Below are 21,593 nucleotides of genomic sequence, written 5' to 3'. Positions count from 1 at the left end.
CTGGAACCGGTTCCGCAACCGGTTCCGGCACACTAAATCCGATTGCGGACTGTGGTGTCAATAACACGCTGGTAACGAAAGTTCACGAGCCGGCAACCCTTGCCAAGCGGCTGCTCATGGTGTTTGCTCGGGACCACCGTCGATGCGAACGCGGGCGCACGGCAATCCCGGCACCGCCCGCTCGGAACCGCTCCCATGGAGCGCTCTCACGTTCTCAGCGGAGTTTGATCGCGCTGCTGTCGCCGCCCACGAGCCCCGACTTGACCCGCAGCTCCGTGAACGTGACCCCGTCGGGCACGTCGAAGACGAGCGTGCCGGTCACCGCGTCGCCGGGCGCGATCTCGCCGAACAGCGGCCGCGACGGCTCGTAGTACACCCACGAGAACTCGTCAGGCCCGTACTCCTTGCCGTCGCCGTCGCGCAGCTTCTGGTTGCCGACCCAGATCCGGCCCTTGCTGTCGCTGGTGTTCTCCACCTTGAGCGCGGCCAGGCAGTACTGCCCGGCGGGCTTGCGGGTCAGCGGCCAGTCCCCGAGCTCCTTCTTGCCGCACTCGAACTTCGCCAGGGTGAAGCGCATCTTGCCGTCGGAGGCGACCGGGGAGCGCTTCGGCGTCGGCGAGGGCGTCGGCGACTTCGCCGGCTGCCCCGGCTGGGCGTCCGCCCCGCCGCCCTTGCCCGCCGACTCGGCCAGCTTCAGCCCGCCGAGCAGGCACGCGAGCAGGGCCACGAGCGCGACCACGGCGCCGATGCCGCGCCCGGCCCGGCGCGGCCGCCGGCGCGGCGGCGGAGGGGGCGGCGGCAGCGGCGGCGACCAGCGCCCACCGGCCGGGTCGAGCCGGGTCCCCGAGCCGCCCGGCGCCGCGGAGCCGCCCGGCGCCGCCGGGACCGGCTTCGTCGGCGGCGACACCGCCGCGGCGCCCTTGGCGAACGTGGCCGTCCGCGACGACGGCCGGGGCCGCGCCGCGCCGGACGCGCGTACGGTCGCGGCCACCTGCGCCGCGGCCGGGTCGTCCTGCCCGACGAGCGCGAGCAGCACCTGCCGCGCCGTGGGGCGCGCGGCGGGATCGGCCTTGAGGGCCTGCCGAACCACCTTGGCCAGGCCCGCGTCGAGCCCGGCGAGGTCCGGCTCGGCGCCGGGGTCGGCGCCCACGGGCATGCGCCCGGTCCCGGCCCAGGCGACGAGCAGGCCCCACGCGTACACATCGGAGGCCTGCGACGGTGGCCATCCGCGCACCTGCTCCGGGGCCAGCCAGCCGGGGGTGCCGAAGGCGGGCCCGTGCGCGGCGGTCTGCCCGAGCAGCCGCGCCACCCCGAAGTCGATGACCTTCGGCCCGAACGGCGAGAGCAGCACGTTGCGCGGGCTCAGGTCGGCGTGCACGAGCCCGACGGCGTGGATCGCGGTCAGCGCCGCCACCACCCCGACCGCGACCGCCTCGACCTGCCCGGCGAGGGGCCCGTGGGCGGTGGCGTAGTCGTGCAGCGACGGCCCCGCGACGTACTCGGTCACCAGGTGCGGCACGGCCCCGTCGAGGGCCACGTCGAGGACCCGCGCCGTGCAGAAGCCGGCGACCCGCGACGCCGCGGCGGCCTCGGCCGCGAACCGGTGCCGGAACATCGGGTCGTGGTAGAACGCCGCGTTGATGACCTTGAGCGCGACCTTCCGGCCGTCGGGCCCCTCGGCCAGGTACACGGTGCCCATCCCGCCGACGCCCAGCAGCCCGCGCAGCCGGTACGACCCGACCGACGCCGGGTCACCGGCACGCAGCGGCGCGGGCGAGTCCCCCATGCCCGCAATGGTGCCTCACCCGCGCACCCGGCCGGAAATCGGCCAGATGCCCAGAATCACCCGATATACTACCCATTACCCCGGCCACCAGCTACGACATCCTGAACCAGAAGTAGCGACTACCATGCATGCGTGCGGGGCCTGGTGTACGCCGCCAGGGCCGGACTGGCCGGCCTGCTCACCGGCGTCCTGGTCCTTGCCGCCGGGCTGCTCGTCACCGCCGCGCTCACCGCGCCGTTCTTCCTCGCCTGGCGCCACCAGCTCAACGAGGCCGCGTACGCCGACGGCCTGCACGGCACGATGACCGTCCGGCACACCGAGCGGCGCGACGGCACCTGGCACACCACCGGCCCGTTCCTCTCCGACGACGGCCGCTACGGCCTCGCCGAGGTCGCCGCGGAGCTGCCCGAACGGCCGGGCGAGCTCGTCGCGGGCTGGGTGCGCCGCGACGGCGAACCGCTGCTGCGCACCACCGTCGACCACGACCGCGGCCCCTGGGAGGCCACCTGGCGCTGGTGCACCCTCGCCATCCTCAGCGCCGGCAGCGTCGCTGCGGCGACCCTGGCCGTCCGGGAGGCAACCGCCACCACCGGCGCCGTGCGGGCGGACCGCAGCTCAGGCGACGCCGGCGTTGCGGGCGGCCAGTAGCGCCGCGCCCGCGATCCCCGCGTTGTTCTGCAGGGTCGCCGGGACCACCTTCGTCGGCACGTCGACGAGGTGCAGCCACCGGTCCGCCTTCTTGCTCACGCCACCGCCGACGATGATGAGGTCCGGCCACAGCAGGGCGTGCAGGTGCCGCAGGTACGTCTGGACCCGCTCGGCCCAGTGCGGCCACGCGAGCTCCTCCGCCTCCCGGATGCGGTCCGACGCGTAGTCCTCCGCGTCGCCGCCGTGCAGGTGCAGCCCGCTCATCTGCAGGTGCCCGAACTCGGTGTTCGGGACCAGCTTGCCGTCGATGAACAGCGCCGTGCCGATCCCGGTGCCGAACGTGACCATCACGACGAGCCCGGGCACGCCCCGGCCCGCCCCGTACTCCAGCTCCGCCACCCCGGCCGCGTCGGCGTCGTTCAGCACCGTCACCGGCCGGCCGAGGGCCTCGGAGAACAGCCGCTCGGCGGGCGCGTCGACCCACGACTGGTCCACGTTCGCCGCGGTCTTGGTGACCCCGTGCTGCACCACCGCCGGAAAGGTGATCCCGATGCTCTGCGCGGCGTCGAAGGAGCCGGCCACGGCCACCACGGTCTTCACCACGCTGGCCACGTCGGCCGGCTGCGGCGTCTCGATGCGGACCCGGTCGCTCGTGAACGCCCCGGTGGCCAGGTCGACCGGGGCCCCCTTGATGCCAGATCCGCCAATGTCGATTCCCAGGACGACCACAGCTGCTCCTCACGCGCGCGGGGGCTCCACAATGCCTGCGTAACCCAATCATGGCGGGGAAGTGCGATGATCACCGGGGGAACGGGCTCAGCCCGGGTACGCTCCCACCGCGTCGCGCACCTCGAAACCGATCGGCGCGTCAGCGGTACGGGCGCAATGGGCGCAGCAGTAGAACCGCCCGGACACCTCCGCGCCGTGGCCCACGATCCGGGTCCCGCAGTGCTCGCACACCGGCGCCAGCTTCTGGATCGCGCACTCGAAGGAGTCGAACGTGTACGTCCCGCCCCCGACGGTGCGCACCTCGAACGCCATGTAGTAGTCGTTTCCGCACGTCACACAGACGGCCATGTCATACCCCCGTTGGATGCGTCTCCCCCGAACGTCCCCGCGCCGGCGGCCCGGCGCAACCGGTTCAGGCAGAAATCCCCCGCCGGATCACCAGCATCGCCTGGTCGTCGTCGGACTCGTCACCCAGGCCCAGCAGCAGCCGGTCGCAGACCGCCTCGAGGTTGCCGTCGCCGCCGTCCGCGCCCAGATCCGCCGCCAGCGCCGCCTGCAGCCGCTCCAGGCCCTCGTTGAACGACGACCCGCGCCGCTCGATCAGCCCGTCGGTCACCAGCACCAGCGACTCGCCCGGGTCCAGGGTGAACACCGTCTCGGCGTCGTGGACGGTCGGCACGCCCAGCAACGCCACCCGGCCCTCCACCGGCGTCGCCCGCCCGCCGGCGACCCGCAGCGGCGGCGGGTGCCCGGCGTTGGCCATCCGGATCTCCCCCGACGCGAGCTCGATGCGCAACAGGCACATCGTCACGATCTCCTCCGGCAGGAACCGCAGCATCATCCGGTTCAGCCGCTCCAGCGTCGGCCCCGGCGCATGGTCCTCGGCCAGGTACGCCCGCAGCGCGTGCCGCACCTCCGCCATGATCGTCGCCGCGCGCAGCGAGTGCCCGGCCACGTCGCCGATCGCCGCCACGATGTGCCCCTCCACGGCCACGATCTCGTAGAAGTCGCCGCCCACGTACGCGTGGTCGCTCGCCGGGCGGTACCGCACCGCGATGTCGTAGCCCGGCACCGGCGGCAGCGACGCCGGCAGCATGCTCTGCTGCAGCGTCAGCGCCGTACGCCGCTCCTCGTCGTAGGAGCGCAGCGCCTCCACCGCCAGCGAGATCGCCTGGCCGAGCTGGCGCAGCACGTCGTGGTCGTCGTCGGTGAACCCGCTCGCCGGCACCGCGATGTGCAGCGGCTCCCGCCCCACCTTGGCCCGCGCCACGACCCGGAACACCGGCCCGTCCCACCACGGCCCCTCGTCCTGCCCGAACAGCTCCGCCCCGGCCGCCCCGCCCAGCGGGTCGGCGTCGAAGTGCTCCCGGTAGGCCCCCCGCACCACCGGCACCGCCCCGACCGCGTCCACCTGCACCGCGAGCGCCCCGGTCTCGGGCGAGGCCGCGGCGACGGCCGCCGCGCTGCCGAAGACCCGCGACGCGCCGACCGCGGCCAGGCGCAGCAGCTCCGGCAGGGTCGTGGCCGCGTTGATCGCCGCCGTCGTCTCCACCAGCCGGGTCAGCCGCTCCGCGAGCCGCTCGGCCCGCTGGCGGGCGCGGGAGTACCGCAGCAGCGCCCCCACCGTCGCCAGCAGCTCGTCGGGGTCGATCGGCTCGGCCAGATAGGCGTCCGCGCCCCGCATCAGCCCCTGGGTGCGGTCCACGGCGTGCACCGCCGTCGCCGAGATGTGGATGACCGGCACCGCCGCCGTGCGCGGGTCCTCCTTGATCCGCTCCGCGACCTCGAACCCGTCGATGTCGGGCAGGCGCACGTCGAGCACCACCAGCTCGGTCCCCGACGCCCCGTCGTGCAGCAGCGCCAGGGCCTCCTCGCCGGTCGCCGCCTCGACCACCCGGTGGCCTTCGCGCCGCAGCCAGCTGGTGATGACGTACCGCTTCGACGGGCTGTCGTCGACCACCAGGATGTCGGCCGCCGGGATGGGGGTCACGAGCCCAGCCCCGCGACGAGGTCGACGACGGTCCGGCGGGTCAGATCCTCCTTGGTCACCACCGAACGGGCGTGCGCCAGCTCGTGCGGCCCGAAGCCGGACAGGTCCGCCGCGGTCACCACGAACACCGGAATCCCGGCCACCTCCGGCAGCGCGGCCAGGTCCGCCAGCAGCAGCGTGCCGTCCCCGCCGGGCATCCGCAGATCCAGGAAGATCACCGACGGCCGCTCCCGGACCGCGATCGCCAGCCCCGAGCGCACGTCCGCGGCCTCGCTGACCTGGTCGGCGATGCCGGCCAGCAGCTGGCGCAGCAGGTGCCGGGCGGCCGGGTCGTCGTCGACCACCAGCGCCCGGTCCACGTGCGGCAGCGGCCCCTCCCCGTCGTGGCCGTCCGCGGGCACCGCCGGGCGCAGCGGCAGCGACAGCGTGAACGTGCTGCCCTCCCCCGGCTCGCTCACCATCGTCAGCGCCCCGCCCAGCAGCGTGGCCAGCCGCCGCGCGTACGGCAGCCCGAGCCCGGTCCCGCCGGTCTGCAGCGCCCCGCGCACCTGGTGGAACTCCTCGAACACCCGGGACTGCTCCGCGAACGGGATCCCGGTGCCGGTGTCGGCCACCGCGATGTACAGCCGCTCCCCGTCGACCCACGCCCCCATCCCGACCGTGCCCCGGTCGGTGAACTTCAGCGCGTTGGTGAGCAGGTTGCGCAGAATCTGGGTCAGCAGCAGCTCGTCGCTGACCAGGCCCGCCGCCGGCGGCTCGTCGACGGCCAGCTCCACCTCGGGGCGGGCCAGCGGCCGCAGCGTCCCGCGCAGCTGCCCGAACACCGCCGCCAGGTCGACCGGGCCCCAGTTCGGCTCGATCCGCCCCGACTCGGCCTTGGCCAGGTCCAGCAGGTCGTTGACCCGGGCCAGCAGATCCGCCGCCGAGCCCTGCACCAGCTCCAGCTGGTGGGTCTGCTCCGAGGTCAGCGACTCCGAGCGCGGGTCCAGCAGCAGCCGGGTCAGCCCGATGATCGCCGTCACCGGCGCCCGCAGCTCATGCGACACGTTGGCCAGGAACCGGCTCTTGGCCTCGTTGGCGTCCCGCAGCTGCGCCGAGCGCTCGTCCAGCTCCGCGTACAGCGCGACCACGCCCTGGTTGGTCTGCTCGAGCTCCTCCGACAGCTGCGTGTACAGGGCCATGACGCCCTTGTTCGTCTCCTCCAGCTCGGCGTTGAGCTGCAGCAGCTCGTCCCGGTGCGCCTGCACCTGCTCCAGCGCCGTGACCAGCTGCCGGTTCTGCACGCTCAGCTCGTCCAGCGCCGTCGTGGGCATGCTCGCGGCGAGCTCCTCGCGCGCCTGTTCGAGCCGCTCCGGGTCGACCTGCGCGGGCAGCCGCCGCGTCAGCACGATCCGTTCGTCCTCCACCCGCACCTCATCCATCAGCCGCCCGGCCGCCCGGACTCCCTCGAGCATGTGGTTACCCACGGCCGCTGACGAAAGAACAATGACGAGGTGGGGATACGGCTCCGTGGCCGCCGCGAACGTCACCTCGGCGCGGGGGACCTCCCGGCCGACCTCGCTCAGGGCGGTGGCCACCCGCACCTGGTCCTGCTGCTCCATGCCCAGTGCCGCCGCCACCTCCCGGCCCCGCTGGCGCAGCACGAACACGTCGTGCTCCTCACGGAGCAGCATCCGCAGCACCGGCACCGGCTCCCCGGTCACGCCGGCACCTCCGGGCCACGCGCGCCGGCCACGCCGGTCACGCCGGTTCCCCGCCCAGGGCCACGGCCACGCACGCGTCGTCGCGGCGCACCCCGGCGTCGCGCAGCAGCGTCGCCGCGACCAGCAGCGGCTCCTGCCGCACCAGCCCGGGGTAGTCGCGCAGGCTCCACCGGTCCGACACCCCGTCGGAGTGCAGCACCACGATCCCCTCCGGCGGCAGTTCGTAGCTGAACTCCCGGACCGTACGGGCCTGATGCCCCACGATGCCCGGCATGCTCACCATGCCCCGCCGGTCCCCGTCCGGAAACGCGATCGTCCCCGCGACATTGCCCAGCCCCGCGAACACCACCGACCCGCCGGCGATCCGGGCCACCGACACCGCCGCCCCGCGCGTGTGCGACACCGTGCGGTGCAGCTGCTCCAGGATCGCCCCCGGCGCCTCGACCTCCGAGGCCAGGAACCCGTCGGTGACCGCCGCCGCGGCCGCCGCGGCCAGCGTCCCGTGCCCGAGCCCGTCCGCGACCAGCACCAGCAGCGCCCCGGCGTTCGAGCGGCGGGCCGCGTACCGGTCCCCGCACACCTTCTCCCCGGTGATCGGCCGGGACAGCCCCGCCACCCGCGACGGCTCCGCCCGCCGCCGGTCCCCGGGCCACAGCTGCGCGATGAGCACCGTGCCCCGCCCCGGCAGCGAGTAGCCGGCCGCCCGGTCCGACAGCCGCCGGACCGCGCCGAGGCCGATGCCGAGGGTACCGGCGGTCGAATGGCCGTCCACCGAGCTGAACGGCAGGTCCCGCATGCCCGGCCCCGCGTCGACCGCGACGAGCTCGACCCCGCCCGTGGTCCCGCGGCGCAGGCACCGCACCGACAGCGCGCCCCCGTCGGCGTGCCGGTGCAGGTTGGACGCCAGCTCGGCGGCGACGATCGCCACCTCGCCGGCCCGCTGCTCGCTGAACCCGAGCCGGTGGGCGCAGTCGACCGCGACCCTGCGGGCGATCCCCGCCGCCCCCGGCTCGTCGACCGCGAGCCAGCCAAGTTCCTCAACCGTCGGCGGTACCGTCACCGAGCCCACTTCGTCACCGAGATTCGCGTGCCGCTGCCGGGCGTGGAGTCGATCTCGAACTCGTCGACCAGGCGCCGCGAGCCCGACAGGCCCAGGCCCAGCCCGCTGCCGGTGGTGTACCCGTCCGTGAACGCCAGCCCCAGGTCGGCGATCCCCGGCCCGGTGTCGACGAACTCGGCCCGCACCCCGGCCCGCCGGCCGTTGTGCACCCCGGCGATCGTCGCGAACCCGCCCCCGCCGTGGATGAGCGTGTTGCGCGCGAGCTCGCTGGCCGCGGTCACCAGCTTCGTCTGGTCCACCAGCGGCAGCTTGGCCTCGACCGCCGCGACACGCACCGCCTGGCGGACCCGCACGACGTCCTTGTCGTCGCCGATGTCCAGCCGCAGCGGCTCCTGCCCGGGCGTGAAGTCAGGCACCGTCGTCCTCGGCCGCGGCGAGCAAGCCGACGCCCCGGATGCGCCGGGCCGCGGCCAGGATCCCCAGGGCCTTGTCGACGTTGAGCGCGGTCCGCACGCCGTTGAGCGACAGGCCCAGCTCCACCAGCGTGATCGCGACCGCCGGCCGCATCCCGACCACGACCGTCTCCGCGTCGAGCACCCGCGACACCGCCGCGATCGTCGACAGCATCCGGCCGATGAACGAGTCGACGATCTCCAGCGCCGAGATGTCGATCACCACGCCGTGCGCGCCCGTCTCCACGATCCGGTCCGACAGGTCCTCCTGCAGCTGCAGGGCGGTCTGGTCGTCGAGATCGATCTGGATCGACACGAGCAGGATGTCGCCGATCTTCAGAACGGGCACCCGGTCCATCAGAGCGACCGGTTCCGCTTGCTGAACTCCACACCGCTGGCCCGCAGCGCGTGCACGAGCGCGTCGGCGAGGCTCGCCTTGGTCGCGATGTCACCGAACTCGATGCCCAGCGCGACCACCGTCTGGGCGATCTGCGGCCGGATGCCCGAGATGATGCACTCCGCGCCCATGAGCCGCGCCGCCACCACGGTCTTGAGGATGTGCTGCGCGACCTGGGTGTCCACCGCCGGCACCCCGGTGATGTCGACGATCGCGTAGGCCGATCCGGTGTCGACGAGCGTCTGCAGCAGCTTCTCCATGACGACCTGGGCGCGGGCCGAGTCCAGGGTGCCGACCAGCGGTACCGCCACCACGCCGTCCCACAGCTTCACCACCGGCGTGGAGAGCTCCAGCAGCTGCTCGGTCTGGTCCGCGATGATGGACTCGCGGGCCTTGGTGTAGGTGTCGAACGTGTACAGGCCCATCTCGTCCACGAGCAGCGACAGCACCAGGAAGTCGGCCGGCACCTGGTCGGTCTCGCCGGACTCCGACAGGTCGAGCATGACCTCCTTGATGGTGAACACCAGGTTCGCCGTCTCGGTCGGGGTGAAGCCCTGCCGCGCCCACGACCGCGAGAGCTCCCCGAGCGCCGCCCGGGACTCGCTGGAGCCGGCCCCGGCGAGCTCGCCGTCGCCCGCGCCCTCGAGCATGCCCATCAGCGCGACGTACACCTCACGGACCTGCCGGACCAGCTCGGCCTCGGTGAGCCGGCCCCGCAGCGACCGGGCCGCGATCTCCGCCCAGCGCTGCAGGACGTCGTTCTCGCGCGCCCGCAGGAGCGCACTGAGCCGCTGCCTCGCCTCGGCGTTCACCTTCACCGGTCCACTCCCCAAACGTCGTTTCGTGATTCGGAGAGGACGGTACCGCCCACGGCTCACCCGGGCGAACGCGGACACCTCTTTGCCGCAGAACAAATTTCCACAGGGGCGCACAGTGCCTTTAGCATCCTAGGAACCTAGGTGTTCAGACCTCGATCAGGACCGCTTTATAGCGTTGCGAGCCGGGACTCCCGGTGGGCAGACTCGATCGCCTCGCCGCGGGTGTCGCCCAGCCGCACCACGGGGCTGACCGGGTGCCCGACCCGGGACAGCTGACCGGTCTCGTCCGTCCACGCCACCAGCGGCACCGGCTGTACGTGCTCGGTCTGCCAGCCGATCACCCGGCCGGCGTGGATCTCGTTCTCGGCCGTGGTGGCGAGCCACAGCGGCGCGTTCTGCGGAATGATCGTCATGCCTGGGTGATGCCCCGGCAACGGAGGGTACAACCATGAACAACCTTGCTGACCTGCTCGACGAGGCGGAAGCGGCGCCGGTCGACGGGTGGGACTTCGCGTGGTTCGACGGGCGCGCCACCGAGGAGCGGCCGCCGTGGGGCTACGCGCGGCTCCTCGGCGAGCGCCTGCGCACCGCCGCGGCCGCCCTGGACGTGCAGACCGGTGGCGGTGAGGTCTTCCGCGAGGCCCTCTCTTCAGCGGGTACCGTCGCCGCCTGCCCTTCCGCGGTGGCGGCGACCGAGTCGTGGCCGCCCAACGCCGCCCTCGCCCGCGCCGCCCTCGCGCCCTTCGGGGCACAGGTCGAACTGGTCGCCGACGACGCGCCGCTGCCCTTCGCCGACGGCGCCTTCGACCTGGTGAGCAGCCGGCACCCGACCGTCGTCGGCTGGCCGGAGATCGGGCGGGTGCTGGCCCCGGGCGGCACGTACCTCGCCCAGCACGTCGGCGTCGGTACCGCGGCGCGGGTCACCGACTTCATGATGGGCCCGCAGCCGGTCGGCGACGGGCGCAGCGTGGCCCGGGCCCGCGCCGGGGCGGCCGCGGCCGGCCTCGAGGTCGTCGACGTCCGCGAGGCGACGCTGCGCCTGGAGTTCCTCGACGTGGCGGCGGTCGCGGTGTACCTGCGCAAGGTGATCTGGATCGTGCCGGGCTTCACCATCGCGGGGTACCGCCGCCGCCTGGAGGAGATGCACGAGGTGATCGGGCGGGAGGGTTCGTTCAGCGCGACGACGACGCGGTACCTGATCGAGTGCCGTAAGCCACACGGAGTGGCCGGAAGGTGAACGGCCATTCGGCGACAAGGATAGTTTGAGGGCAGAAGCACACCCGCCGTTGCTGCCAGGAGACTTCTCATGAGCGACTCGTCCGTCAACGTCACCGTGACCGGCGCGGCCGGCCAGATCGGCTACGCGCTGCTGTTCCGCATCGCCTCCGGGCAGCTGCTCGGCGCGAACACGCGGGTCAAGCTGCGGCTGCTGGAGATCCCGCAGGCCGTGCGCGCCGCCGAGGGCACGGCCCTGGAGCTGGAGGACGGCGCGTTCCCGCTGCTCGCCGGCGTCGACGTGTTCGACGACCCGAAGGGCGCCTTCTCCGGCACCAACGTGGCCCTGCTCGTCGGCGCCCGCCCGCGCACGAAGGGCATGGAGCGCGGCGACCTGCTCGAGGCCAACGGCGGCATCTTCAAGCCGCAGGGCGAGGCGATCAACGCGGGCGCGGCCGACGACATCAAGGTCCTCGTCGTGGGCAACCCGGCCAACACCAACGCCCTCATCGCCCAGCGCCACGCCCCGGACGTGCCGGGCGAGCGCTTCACCGCGATGACCCGCCTCGACCACAACCGCGCGATCTCCCAGCTGTCCCGCAAGCTCTCCGTGCCGGTCACGGAGATCCGCAAGGTCACCATCTGGGGCAACCACTCCGCCACGCAGTACCCGGACCTCTTCCACGCCGAGGTCTCCGGCCGCAACGCCGCCGAGACGGTCGGCGACCAGCAGTGGCTGGAGAACGAGTTCATCCCGCGCGTGGCCAAGCGCGGCGCCGAGATCATCGAGGTCCGCGGCGCCTCCTCGGCCGCGTCGGCCGCCTCGGCCGCGATCGACCACGTCCACGACTGGGTCAACGGCACCGCCGCGGGCGACTGGACCTCGGCCGCGATCGTGTCCGACGGCTCCTACGGCGTACCCGCCGGCCTGATCTCCTCCTTCCCGGTCACCTCCTCGGGCGGCCGGTGGGAGATCGTCCAGGGCCTGGACATCGACGCGTTCTCCCGCGCCCGCATCGACGCGTCGGTGGCGGAGCTGGAGGAGGAGCGTCAGGCGGTCGAGCGCCTCGGGCTCATCTGACCTTTACCACCAACGGTGGGGACGGTTCCTTCGGGGCCGTCCCCACCGGCGTTCACGCAGTAGGCTTCGACGGTGACTTCGGCGACCACGGCCCTGCCCATCGCGGAGACCCGGCGGGCGCGGCGGATCCTCAAGCTCCTGCTCGCCCGCTACCCCGACCACCGCCTCGAGCTCGACTTCGCCTCGCCGCTGCAGCTGCTGGTCGCGGCGACCCTGGCCGCCCAGACCCTGGACGAGCGCGTCAACGCGGTGACGCCCGTGCTGTTCGAGCGCTACCCGGCCGCCGCCGACCTGGCCGCCGCCGAGCAGGAGGAGATGGAGCAGATCCTCGTGCCGGTCGGGTACTACCGGCAGAAGACCCGCAACGTCATCAAGCTCGCCGCGGTCCTGGTCGAACGCCACGACGGCGAGGTGCCCGAGAGCCTCGACGAGCTCGTCGCGCTGCCGTGGGTCGGGCGCAAGACCGCGAACATGGTCCTGGGCAACGCGTTCGGCGTCCCCGCGATCTCGGTCGACACGCACGTGGGCCGGGTCGCCCACCGCCTGGGCTGGGCGCCGGAGAAGGACGTGGCCGCGGCCGAGGCGGCGATCCAGGCCCGGTACGACAAGAAGGACTGGGTCGCGGTCAACCAGCTGCTGATCCTGCACGGCCGGCGCACCTGCCACTCGCGCAAGCCGGCGTGCGGCGCCTGCCCGCTGGCCGCGGAGTGCCCGTCGTCGGCGCTGGGCGAGCAGGACCCCGAGAAGGCGCGCGCCCTGCTCAAGTAGCTCTACCTGGCGGCGATGCGGCGTCGCTCCGCCGCGATGCCCGCCGCCGGGACGCCGTCGTCGAACAGGGTCACCCCGTCGCCGTCCCAGACGCCCGCGACCCGGCCGCGGAAGGCGACGACCGGCGAGATCCACCCGGCCGCGCGGCTGACCTCGGCCCGTCGCTCCGGCGGCACCACCCGGGCGTCGGCGGTACCGGGGCCGAGGACGAACTGGTCGAAGGCGGGCAGCAGCCGTACCTCCGCGAAGTCCGCGACATCGGCGAGCGACCCGAGATCGTCGGCGCGGGCGAAGAGCCGCTCCCCCTCGACCTCGACCTCGGCGATCACCCCGTCGTCGAGCAGGTCCCGGAACCACTGCCGCAGCGCCGCCTTCTTCGACGCCCCGCGGCACAGCCACTGGTCGAACGTCGCGGGCGAGGCCGGCCCGTACGCCCCGAGGTACGCCGGCACCACCACCCGCGCCGCCGCGCCCGGATCGGGCAGCCCCGTCCAGCCCGGCACGAAGGTGTCCGGCCGCGTGAAGGTCACCCGGTTCTCGTCGTCGCTGTTCGGCCCGTAGACGAGCAGCCCCTGCCACGCGAGCGGCTTGAGCACCGCGCCCCAGCCCGACCCGATGTGCGCGGCGAGCGACGGGTCGCCGGCGTGCTCGACGATCGCCGCCGTCAGCTGTTCGCGGGTGAGCACCCGGCCGTCGAGCGCCTCGTACGCGGCCGCGGCCATCCGCTCCAGCTGCGCCACGGTCACGAACGTCTTCTGCCACGCCCCCTTCTCCCACGTGCGCGCGGCCGCGAGCAACGCCAGGTGCGCGGGGGCCTGGCGCGCCTCGAGCAGGTGCAGGGTCCCGCGCGCCGCCCACGTCTTGACGAGCCGCTTCGCCGCGACGGCCGCCCGCACCGACGCCGGGTCGGGCTCGGCCTGCCGGGCCGCGACGGCCTGCTCCGCGGCCGACGTGACCTGCGCCTGTACCCCGGCCAGCCGCTCGACCACGGCGACCGGGTCGGCGGCCTCGGCGGGCCGGTGGAGCCACTGCCGGCGGCACCGCCACGCGAGCACGGAGTCCCAGGTCAACGAGAGCGTCACGGCGCCACGGTACCGAAGGCGACCTCTCCACGGCCTTGCGCTTTCGGGCCGCTCTTTTCGCGTACCCACCTCGGCGTCTCTTTGCGTACCCGCCTCGGCGTCTCTTTGCGTACCCGCCTCGGCGTCTCTTTGCGTACCCGCCTCGCGCTCGGGCGTCTCCTTGCGCACCCACCCCGCGCCCGGACGTCTCTCTGCGCATCGCACGCTCGGGCCGGCCCTTGCGCATCCCGCTGTCGGGCGTTTCTTTGCGCACCTGTCCCAATCTCGGGCGTTTCTCTTGCCCACCCACCCGGCTCTCGGGGCCCGGCCTTGCCCATCCCGCTCCGGGGCGCGTCTCCGTGCACCCGGCCGACGCGACGCGGCGCCGCACCCTGTTCGGGTCCGGCGCCGCGTCTCCCCTTATCCACCCCCACGCCACGGTGCCCGGCCGCACCCCGCCAGGTGCGTTTCGCCGAGCCCGCAGTGCGGTCTCAGTCCCCCGCGCCCGATCGCGGGCGCGGGGTCGATCAGATGCCGGCCGGCGCGAACTCCGGCACCGCCGGCCCGTCGCTGCCCTCGCCGACGTCACCCGCCGGGCGCAGCGCCAGGGCGAGCACGTCGGCGACGTCGGCTAGGGCGTGCACGGTCAGCTGGTCGCGCACCTCCGCGGGCAGGTCGTCCAGGTCGGGCTCGTTGCGCTTCGGGATGATGACCTCGGTCAGCCCGGCCCGGTGCGCGGCGAGCAGCTTCTGCTTCACGCCGCCGATCGGCAGGACCCGGCCCGCGAGCGTGACCTCGCCGGTCATCCCGAACTCGGGCCGCACCGGCCGCCCGGTGGCCAGCGACGCCAGCGCCGTGACCATCGTGATGCCGGCACTGGGGCCGTCCTTGGGCACCGCACCCGCGGGAACGTGCAGGTGGATGCGCTTCCCGGCGAGCTCGTTGGGGTCGATGCCGAGCCGGCGCCCGTTCGAGCGCAGGTACGACAGCGCGATGTGCGCCGACTCCTTCATCACGTCGCCGAGCTGGCCGGTCAGGGTCAGGCCGGGCTCGCCCTCCATCGAGGTCGCCTCGATGAACAGCACGTCGCCGCCCGCCCCGGTCACCGCGAGCCCGGTCGCCACGCCGGGCACGGCCGTGCGCTCGGCGGACTCGGGCGTGAAGCGCGCCCGCCCCAGGTACTTCGCGACCTCGTCCACCCCGACCCGCACCGGCGCCGGGTCGGTCGCGAGCGCGACGGCGACCTTGCGCAGGATCTTCGCGAGGGCCCGCTCCAGCTGCCGGACCCCGGCCTCGCGGGTGTGCTCCCCGGCGATGCGGCCGAGCGCCTCGTCGGTGATCGTGAAGTCCGCCGCGTCCAGCCCGGCCCGCTCCAGCTGCCGGGGCAGCAGGTGGTCCCGGCCGATGGCGATTTTTTCCTGCTCCGTGTACCCGTCCAGCGCGACCAGCTCCATACGGTCCAGCAGCGGGCCGGGGATGGTCTCGACCACGTTCGCGGTGGCCAGGAAGAGCACGTCGGACAGGTCGAGGTCGACCTCGAGGTAGTGGTCGCGGAACGTGTGGTTCTGCGCCGGGTCGAGCACCTCGAGCAGGGCCGCCGCCGGGTCACCGGCGTAGCCGGCGGCCAGCTTGTCGACCTCGTCGAGCAGCACGACCGGGTTCATCGAGCCGGCCTCGCGCAGGGCGCGCACGATGCGGCCCGGCAGCGCGCCGACGTACGTGCGCCGGTGCCCCCGAACCTCGGCCTCGTCCCGCACGCCGCCCAGCGACACCCGCACGAACTTGCGCCCGAGCGCCCGGGCGACCGACTCGCCGAGGCTGGTCTTGCCGACCCCGGGAGGGCCCGCGAGGGCCAGCACGGCACCGGAGCCACGACCGCCGACGACCTGCAGGTTCTTCTCGGCGCGCCGGTTACGCACGGCGAGGTACTCCAGGATCCGGTCCTTCACGTCCGCCAGCCCGGCGTGGTCGGCGTCGAGCACCGCCCGCGCGGCGGCGAGGTCCGTGTTGTCCTCGGTCCGCTCGTTCCACGGCATCTCCAGCACCGTGTCGAGCCACGTGCGGATCCAGCCCGCCTCGGGCGACTGGTCGCTGGCCCGCTCGAGCCGGCCGACCTCGCGCAGCGCCGCCTCCTTGACCTTCTCGGGCAGCTCGGCGGCCTCGACGCGGGCCCGGTAGTCGGCGGACCCGTCGGGCTCGTCCTCGCCGAGCTCCTTGCGGATCGCGGCGAGCTGCTGGCGCAGGAGGAACTCGCGCTGCGTCTTCTCCAGCCCCTCCCGCACGTCGTGGTTGATCTTCTCGTTGACCTGCTGCTCGGCCGCGTGCGCCCGCGCCCACTCCACGAGCAGCTCCAGCCGCGCGGTGACGTCGGGCGCCTCGAGCAGTTCGACCTTCTGCTCGAGCGTCAGCCACGGCGCATACCCGGCCGAGTCCGCCAGCTCCGACAGATCCGTGATCTTCTCGACGGTGTCGATGACCTGCCACGCGCCGCGCTCCTGCAGCACGCCGATCACGAGCGCCTTGTACTCGCGCGCCAGCTCCCGAGCCTTCCCGGCCGGCGCCGCCTCGTTCACGAGGGTCGCCTCGACCCAGAGCGCCGCCCCCGGCCCGGGCACCCCGGCCCCGATGCGGGCCCGGTCGACCCCCCGGATCACGGCCGCGGGCTCCCCGCTGGGCAGCCGCCCAACCTTCTCGAGCACGGCAATGACACCGAATGAACCATAAGCTCCGTCAACCCGCGGGACGGCCAGCACCCGCTGGTCACCGGCAGCGCGAGCAGCGTCGACCGCCGCCTGCGTGGAGGCGTCGAGCGTAACGGGAATGACCATGCCGGGAAGCAGGACGTCGTCGTTGAGTGGAAGAACAGGAAGCGTTGCCATCAGGACACACCTGCCATCAGTAGGTTGAGCGTGTCAGGCTTAAGTTACAAACCATGCCCCTTGTTCCCGCCGGTACCCGCCATGTGACCCAGGCCACTCACCGCCGAGAACTCCCTCAGCAACGCACGACGAGGGCCGGAAGATCTGCACCGCCAGGCGGGCGTCGAGGCCACACACCGAGCGGGCAGGCTCCCTCAATTCACGCTCCGGCCCCCACTGCCGCCCGCAGTCAGCTCCCACCGAGCGCCCAGCCCAACCCTCAGCCACAAGACTCCAGCCGCCGACCACCGACCAACCGGCCACCAACCGGCAACCAACCGCCGGCAACCGGCAACCAACCGCCGGCAACCGGCCACCGGCCCGATGCCAGCCCCGACCGCCAGCCCAGCGGCCCCGGGGCACCTGCCGGCCAAGCCGACTGCCGCCGACCCGACCTCAACCTCGGCGCCGAGGTCCGAGGGTCCGAGGGTCCGGGTGTCAGACCAGAGCCGGCAGGTCGTACGCGGGCAGCTCGAACGCCGTAGCCGTCTTCGTCGCGAAGTGCTTGATGAGCCGGGGCGCCACCGGGAGATACCGCATCATCCTGAAGAACCGGTTCCGCTGCCCGATCTTCTTCCAGGTCGTCGGCACCAGGAAGTCGGGGCTCCCGCCGCCCTGCTTCTGACAGGTCGCCACGTAGGGCCGCATCAGCTCCTCGTAGCGGCGGAACGCCACCCGATGGTCACCCCGCGCCTCGTCCAGCTCGCCCGCCAGCACGTGCGCCCCGACGACCGCCAGCCCGGTGCCGTTGCCGCCGGGCCCGCCCGCGTACCCGGCGTCGCCGAGCAGCACGACCCGCCCCTGCGACCAGCGGTCGAGGTGGATCTGCGTCGTGGAGTCGAACCAGAAGTCCTCGGCGCGCTCCATCGCCTCGAGCAGCTCCGGCACCCGCCAGCCCACGCCGGCGAACCGCTCCGCCACGATCCGCCGCTGCTGAGCGACGTCGCGGTAGTCGAACTCCAGGCCGGGCTCGTACACGCTCATCGACACGATCTGGTTGCCGCCGTGCGGGGACATCACCGTGACCGCGCGGCCCGGCTCGTTGTACATGACGCCGCTGCGGTGCAGCCCGAGCGTGCCCGGCATGGTGAAGATGCCGCCGTACACGCCGAGCGGTTTCTTGTGCGCCGGATCGTCGCCGAACACCAGCCGCCGCACCGCCGAGTGCACCCCGTCGCAGCCGACCACGAGGTCGAAGCGCTGCGGCGGGCCGCCGGCGAAGGTGACGTCGACGCCGTGCTCGTCCTGGCTGATCGCGGTGATCTGGTCGCCGAAGCGGTACCGCACCCGCTGGCTCGTCGCCGCGTACAGCACCTCGGCGAGATCGCCGCGCAGCACCTCCAGATCGCCGCTGAAGACCGCCGACGGCAGCCCGGCCAGCCGCTCCCCGGCCCCGTCGACGATGGCGATCTCTCCCATGTGCGTGGCGCGCGCCTCGATGGCGGCGCGCAGACCCATGCGCTCCAGGGTCTGCAGGTGTACCGATCCGCGGAAGTCGACCGCGTAGCCACCGCCCCGCAGCGCGGGTGCCTTTTCGACGACGGTGACGTCGTGCCCGTACCGCCGAAGACACAACGCCAATGCAGGCCCCGCGACGCTGGCGCCCGAGATGAGGATGTCCATGCCGACGACCATACACCCGTGCTACACGTTTGTATAGAACGCTCGTGTAGTACGTCTGTATAGAACGGGTGTATAGTATGGTCATGACTCATGGGACATCGCGAAGACCTGCTCGAAGGGGCGGTTCGCTGCATCTACGAGAAGGGCTACGCCCGGACCACGGCGCGCGACATCGTCGAGGCCTCCGGGACGAACCTCGGCTCGATCGGCTACCACTACGGCGGCATGGCCAACCTCATGACCGCGGCTCTGGAGCGGGCGGTCGAGGACTGGGGCCTGTCGCTGGCGCAGGCGATCACGTCGGCCGACGCCGAGGGGCTGACCGGGACGGAGCGCTTCGAGAAGTACTGGGAGTTCATGATCGAGAGCGTGAAAGCCCAGCGCCCCCTGATGATGGCGACGTTCGACGCGTTCCTGCAGATGGACAAGTCGGAGGAGGTCCGCCGGCTGCTCGTCAACGGGATGCGCGACGCGCGCGGCCTGTGGGCGCAGGTGTTCCACGGCATCGACCCCGAGCTCGAGCCGACCCGCGCCAACCAGGTGGGGTCGTTCTACCAGGCGCTCATCAGCGGGGTGCTGACCCAGGTGTTGATCGACGAGGACGACGCGCCGACGGCGCAGGACCTGAGCGCGGCCGTCCGCCTGGTCGCCGCGGCCCTGTAGCCGATGCCGGCCCGGGCGAACCGCAACCTCCTGATCGTCGCCGGCGTGCTGCTCGTCGGAGCCGTCGGCCGGGCCCCGATCACGTCCGTCGGGCCGCTCGTCGCCGACATCCGGCACGACCTCGGCCTCACCTCCGCCGCCAGCGGACTGCTCACCACGCTGCCGCTCCTCGCGTTCTCGGTCTTCTCGCTCATCGCGCCGCGGATCGCCGGGCGGATCGGGCTCGAGCGCAGCCTCGGACTGGCGCTGGTGCTCCTGGCCGGCGGCATCGTCGTACGCTCCCTGCCCACCCAGCTGTGGACCGGCACCCTCGCCGTCGGCGCCGCGATCGCCTGCTTCAACGTGCTGCTGCCCGGCGTCGTCAAGCGCGACTTCCCCGACCGGGTCGCCCAGCTGACGGGTGGGTATTCCGCCACCCAGAGCGTTGTCGCCGCGGTCGCCTCCGGCACCGCGGTGCCCCTCGCGGCGATGGCGGGCGGCTGGCGGTACGCGCTGGGCGGCTGGGCGCTGCTCGTCCTCGTCGCGGTGGCCGTGTGGGTGCCGCAGCTGCGCCACGGCCCGGCCAGCGCCGCTCGCCCCGCGGTCCGGCGGGCGCCGCTACCGTGGCGCAGCCCCCTCGCGTGGCAGGTCACGGCGTTCATGGGGATGCAGTCGCTGTGCTTCTACGTGCTCGTCGCCTGGCTGCCGACCCTGGAGCGCGAGCACGGGATCGCCGCGGCCGTCGCGGGATGGCACCTGTTCGCGAGCCTGGCCGCGTCGGTGGTGGCCAACCTGACCGTACCGGTGCTGATCCGCCGGCTCCCCGACCAGCGGCTCATCGGCGCCGGGTGCGCGGCCTGCATCGGGCTCGGCATCGCCGGGCTGCAGTGGCTGCCGTGGACGGCCGGGTACGCCCTGGCCGCCGTGCTGGTGACCGGCTTCGGCGCCGGCATGGCCCTGGTGGTGTGCCTGTCGCTGTTCAGCCTGCGCACCCGGGACGACTCGCAGACCGCGGCGCTCTCGGCGATGGCGCAGGCGGTCGGCTACCTGCTGGCGGCCTCCGGCCCGGTGCTCATCGGCGCGCTGCGGGACCTGAGCGGCTCGTGGACGGTGCCCGTCGCGGCGCTGTGCGCCATGGCCGGGCTGATGGCCGTGGCCGCGTTCCTCGCGGGCCGGTCCGCGACGGTGACCGTTGCTGCCTGGACGCCGTTACCGGAAACCAGCGGGCGACTGCAAAGCAGCGAGCGGCCGTGAACCAGCGAGCGCGGCGGGGTGCGAAGCAGCCGACGGCCACCAGCACGTGCGGAGCGGACAGGAGAGGCGTCCACGGGGGTGGGAAGCGTCCGCTCCACGGGCCGGTCGCCGCCGGCGTGTGCGGTACAAGGGCGGATCGCCGCCGACACGCCCCGAAGCGGCCGATCCGCGATCCGATCGCCGTCCGCTCACCCCGTAGTGGCCGGTCACCTCACGAAGCGGTCGTTCCGCGGGACGAACAGAGCCGACTTCGCCGTGCCAGGGCACGGCGCCGTTACGTGGGCGCGCGGCGGTCAGGCGACCTTGACCACGACCGTCGTGGCGTTGTCGCGCCCGCCCGCCTCCAGGGACGCGGCGACCAGCGCCGACGCCATCACGTCGGGTGGGGCGCCGGAGCCGAGGGTGCGCTCCATGAGCTGGTACGGGACCTGCTCGGCGATGCCGTCGGTGCACAGGCAGTACACATCGCCGGGGAACATTGTCACGCTCAGCACGTCGGGCTCGGGCAGCCCGGGGTGCCCGATGAAACGGTGGAGCTGGTAGCGGGCGGCCGCCGCCTGCGGGGAGTCGGCCGGGTACCACCCGTGCACGGCGCCCAGCCACGCCGCGGTGTGGTCGACGGTGAGCAGCTCGAGGAGGCCGCCGCGGAGGCGGTACACGCGGCTGTCGCCGATCTGGGTCACCCAGGCGCCGGTCGCGTCGGCGACGAGGGCGGTCAGCGTGCAGCCGGTGAGCTCTCGCAGCTCCTGCCCGGCGGCGCGGACCTGGCGCTGGGCGTCGGCGACCGCGGCGAACAGCGGCGTGGGCTCGAACGGGCCGCGGTGCTGCTGGACGGCGGCCGTGAACACGTCGACGGCCATGCGCCCGGCGGTGCGGCTGCCCTCGCCGGCGCCCATCCCGTCGGCGACGACGGCGCACAGACCCGGACGCCGCTGCAGCTCGGTCGCGTGCAGCACGTCGAAGTTGGCCGGGTAGCGCCGGCCGACATCCGTGGCGGCCCCGACGCTGAGCTGCCGCCCCGCGCCTTGGACCTCGATCGTCATCGCCATCGACGGAAATCGTAACGGGTGCCCGGCCGACCGGGTGGCCCCGTGTTCATCCTCCGTTCAGCCGAAACGAGTGACGTTCGTCGCTCCCTAGGACTCCAACGGAGGAGGTTGGGCGAGCACTTCCCAGGTCCCGTCCTCGCGCCGCGACCACCCGTCGATCTCTCCGCCGAGCTCGGCGAACATGACCACGCGGTCGTAGAGCCAGTCGGCGAAGTCGTCCTGCTCGGCCTCGCTGAGGCCGGTGCGCACGACGGCGCCGAACGTGATGAGGCCGGTGCCCTCCAGCGGCGATGCGCCGAGCACCCCGATGGCGCCGGCCGTGACGTCGTCGCGCTCCTCGACCTGCAGGTATCCACCGTCGGGCATCTCTACCAGAAAGGCCACGAAACCCTACCGCCG

Annotated in this window: 21 protein-coding genes; 6 read left to right on the top strand and 15 right to left on the bottom strand. The window is 73.3% G+C overall.

Going from position 1 to position 21,593, the window contains the following annotated elements; translation table 11 throughout:
* Positions 1 to 214: 214 nt before the first annotated feature.
* Positions 215 to 1,786, bottom strand: coding sequence for a serine/threonine-protein kinase (locus AB0B76_RS08015; protein WP_360371218.1), 1,572 nt, complete (start codon positions 1,784 to 1,786; stop codon positions 215 to 217).
* A 132-nt stretch (positions 1,787 to 1,918) separates the two neighbouring features.
* Here AB0B76_RS08015 and AB0B76_RS08010 point away from each other — a divergent pair, with 132 nt between their 5' ends.
* Positions 1,919 to 2,434 carry a hypothetical protein gene (locus AB0B76_RS08010; protein ID WP_360371215.1) on the top strand — a complete coding sequence of 172 codons (516 nt, stop codon included), beginning with the start codon at positions 1,919 to 1,921 and terminating at the stop codon, positions 2,432 to 2,434.
* Here AB0B76_RS08010 and ppgK read toward each other — a convergent pair.
* The 9 genes from ppgK to AB0B76_RS07965 all read right to left on the bottom strand — a co-directional run bounded on the left by ppgK (position 2,402) and on the right by AB0B76_RS07965 (position 9,996).
* Positions 2,402 to 3,163, bottom strand: a complete 762-nt coding sequence (gene ppgK, locus AB0B76_RS08005; protein ID WP_360371212.1) for a polyphosphate--glucose phosphotransferase — start codon at positions 3,161 to 3,163, stop codon at positions 2,402 to 2,404. The genes AB0B76_RS08010 and ppgK overlap by 33 nt on opposite strands.
* Positions 3,164 to 3,250: 87 nt before the next feature.
* Complete coding sequence (locus AB0B76_RS08000) at positions 3,251 to 3,511, bottom strand: Prokaryotic metallothionein (protein ID WP_360371209.1); 261 nt, start codon at positions 3,509 to 3,511, stop codon at positions 3,251 to 3,253.
* A gap of 64 nt (positions 3,512 to 3,575) precedes the next feature.
* Positions 3,576 to 5,153 carry a fused response regulator/phosphatase gene (locus AB0B76_RS07995; RefSeq protein WP_360371206.1) on the bottom strand — a complete coding sequence of 526 codons (1,578 nt, stop codon included), beginning with the start codon at positions 5,151 to 5,153 and terminating at the stop codon, positions 3,576 to 3,578.
* A complete protein-coding gene (locus AB0B76_RS07990) occupies positions 5,150 to 6,856 on the bottom strand; it encodes an ATP-binding protein (protein ID WP_360371203.1) in 1,707 nt (568 codons plus the stop codon). The genes AB0B76_RS07995 and AB0B76_RS07990 overlap by 4 nt, the downstream gene beginning before the upstream one ends.
* A 37-nt stretch (positions 6,857 to 6,893) precedes the next feature.
* Positions 6,894 to 7,916: an ATP-binding protein gene (locus AB0B76_RS07985; protein WP_360371200.1), complete on the bottom strand. Its 1,023-nt coding sequence runs from the start codon at positions 7,914 to 7,916 to the stop codon at positions 6,894 to 6,896.
* Entirely contained in the window at positions 7,913 to 8,332 is a 420-nt protein-coding gene (locus AB0B76_RS07980; protein ID WP_360371197.1) for an ATP-binding protein, read from the bottom strand. The genes AB0B76_RS07985 and AB0B76_RS07980 overlap by 4 nt, the downstream gene beginning before the upstream one ends.
* The gene (locus tag AB0B76_RS07975) at positions 8,325 to 8,726 is read right to left on the bottom strand and encodes an STAS domain-containing protein (RefSeq protein ID WP_360371194.1); all 402 of its coding nucleotides are present in this window, start codon (positions 8,724 to 8,726) and stop codon (positions 8,325 to 8,327) included. Before AB0B76_RS07975 ends, AB0B76_RS07980 begins: the two co-directional genes overlap by 8 nt.
* Positions 8,726 to 9,583, bottom strand: a complete 858-nt coding sequence (locus AB0B76_RS07970) for an STAS domain-containing protein (protein ID WP_360371191.1) — start codon at positions 9,581 to 9,583, stop codon at positions 8,726 to 8,728. Before AB0B76_RS07970 ends, AB0B76_RS07975 begins: the two co-directional genes overlap by 1 nt.
* A gap of 167 nt (positions 9,584 to 9,750) precedes the next feature.
* Positions 9,751 to 9,996 (bottom strand): hypothetical protein, encoded by a 246-nt coding sequence (locus tag AB0B76_RS07965; RefSeq protein WP_360371188.1) that lies wholly within the window; start codon positions 9,994 to 9,996, stop codon positions 9,751 to 9,753.
* A gap of 35 nt (positions 9,997 to 10,031) precedes the next feature.
* Between AB0B76_RS07965 and AB0B76_RS07960 the strand changes: the two genes are divergently transcribed.
* From AB0B76_RS07960 to nth, 3 genes are all read left to right on the top strand, one after another.
* Entirely contained in the window at positions 10,032 to 10,820 is a 789-nt protein-coding gene (locus AB0B76_RS07960; RefSeq protein WP_360371184.1) for a methyltransferase domain-containing protein, read from the top strand.
* Positions 10,821 to 10,889: 69 nt separating this feature from the next.
* A complete protein-coding gene (locus tag AB0B76_RS07955; RefSeq protein WP_360371181.1) occupies positions 10,890 to 11,879 on the top strand; it encodes a malate dehydrogenase in 990 nt (329 codons plus the stop codon).
* Between the two features lie 72 nt (positions 11,880 to 11,951).
* Entirely contained in the window at positions 11,952 to 12,647 is a 696-nt protein-coding gene (gene nth, locus AB0B76_RS07950; protein WP_360371178.1) for an endonuclease III, read from the top strand.
* Between the two features lie 2 nt (positions 12,648 to 12,649).
* Here the strand turns inward: nth and AB0B76_RS07945 are convergent, their stop codons facing one another.
* The 3 genes from AB0B76_RS07945 to AB0B76_RS07935 all read right to left on the bottom strand — a co-directional run bounded on the left by AB0B76_RS07945 (position 12,650) and on the right by AB0B76_RS07935 (position 18,249).
* Positions 12,650 to 13,729, bottom strand: coding sequence for a crosslink repair DNA glycosylase YcaQ family protein (locus AB0B76_RS07945; protein WP_360371175.1), 1,080 nt, complete (start codon positions 13,727 to 13,729; stop codon positions 12,650 to 12,652).
* Positions 13,730 to 14,235: 506 nt separating this feature from the next.
* A complete protein-coding gene (lon, locus tag AB0B76_RS07940; RefSeq protein ID WP_360371172.1) occupies positions 14,236 to 16,587 on the bottom strand; it encodes an endopeptidase La in 2,352 nt (783 codons plus the stop codon).
* A 477-nt stretch (positions 16,588 to 17,064) separates the two neighbouring features.
* A complete protein-coding gene (locus AB0B76_RS07935) occupies positions 17,065 to 18,249 on the bottom strand; it encodes an FAD-dependent monooxygenase (RefSeq protein ID WP_360371169.1) in 1,185 nt (394 codons plus the stop codon).
* Positions 18,250 to 18,339: 90 nt separating this feature from the next.
* Between AB0B76_RS07935 and AB0B76_RS07930 the strand changes: the two genes are divergently transcribed.
* Both AB0B76_RS07930 and AB0B76_RS07925 read left to right on the top strand, forming a co-directional pair.
* A complete protein-coding gene (locus AB0B76_RS07930) occupies positions 18,340 to 18,912 on the top strand; it encodes a TetR/AcrR family transcriptional regulator (RefSeq protein ID WP_360371167.1) in 573 nt (190 codons plus the stop codon).
* A 3-nt stretch (positions 18,913 to 18,915) separates the two neighbouring features.
* Entirely contained in the window at positions 18,916 to 20,145 is a 1,230-nt protein-coding gene (locus AB0B76_RS07925; RefSeq protein ID WP_360371164.1) for an MFS transporter, read from the top strand.
* Positions 20,146 to 20,438: 293 nt separating this feature from the next.
* On the opposite strand, the gene AB0B76_RS07920 is transcribed toward AB0B76_RS07925, so the two are convergent.
* Complete coding sequence (locus AB0B76_RS07920) at positions 20,439 to 21,194, bottom strand: PP2C family serine/threonine-protein phosphatase (protein WP_360371161.1); 756 nt, start codon at positions 21,192 to 21,194, stop codon at positions 20,439 to 20,441.
* An 87-nt stretch (positions 21,195 to 21,281) separates the two neighbouring features.
* Positions 21,282 to 21,578 (bottom strand): hypothetical protein, encoded by a 297-nt coding sequence (locus tag AB0B76_RS07915; RefSeq protein WP_360371158.1) that lies wholly within the window; start codon positions 21,576 to 21,578, stop codon positions 21,282 to 21,284.
* Positions 21,579 to 21,593 lie beyond the last annotated feature (15 nt).

The organism is Dactylosporangium sp. NPDC049140 (assembly GCF_040648435.1).
The sequence above is the reverse complement of the archived record's forward strand: the minus strand, read 5'-3'. Positions and strand labels throughout refer to the sequence as shown.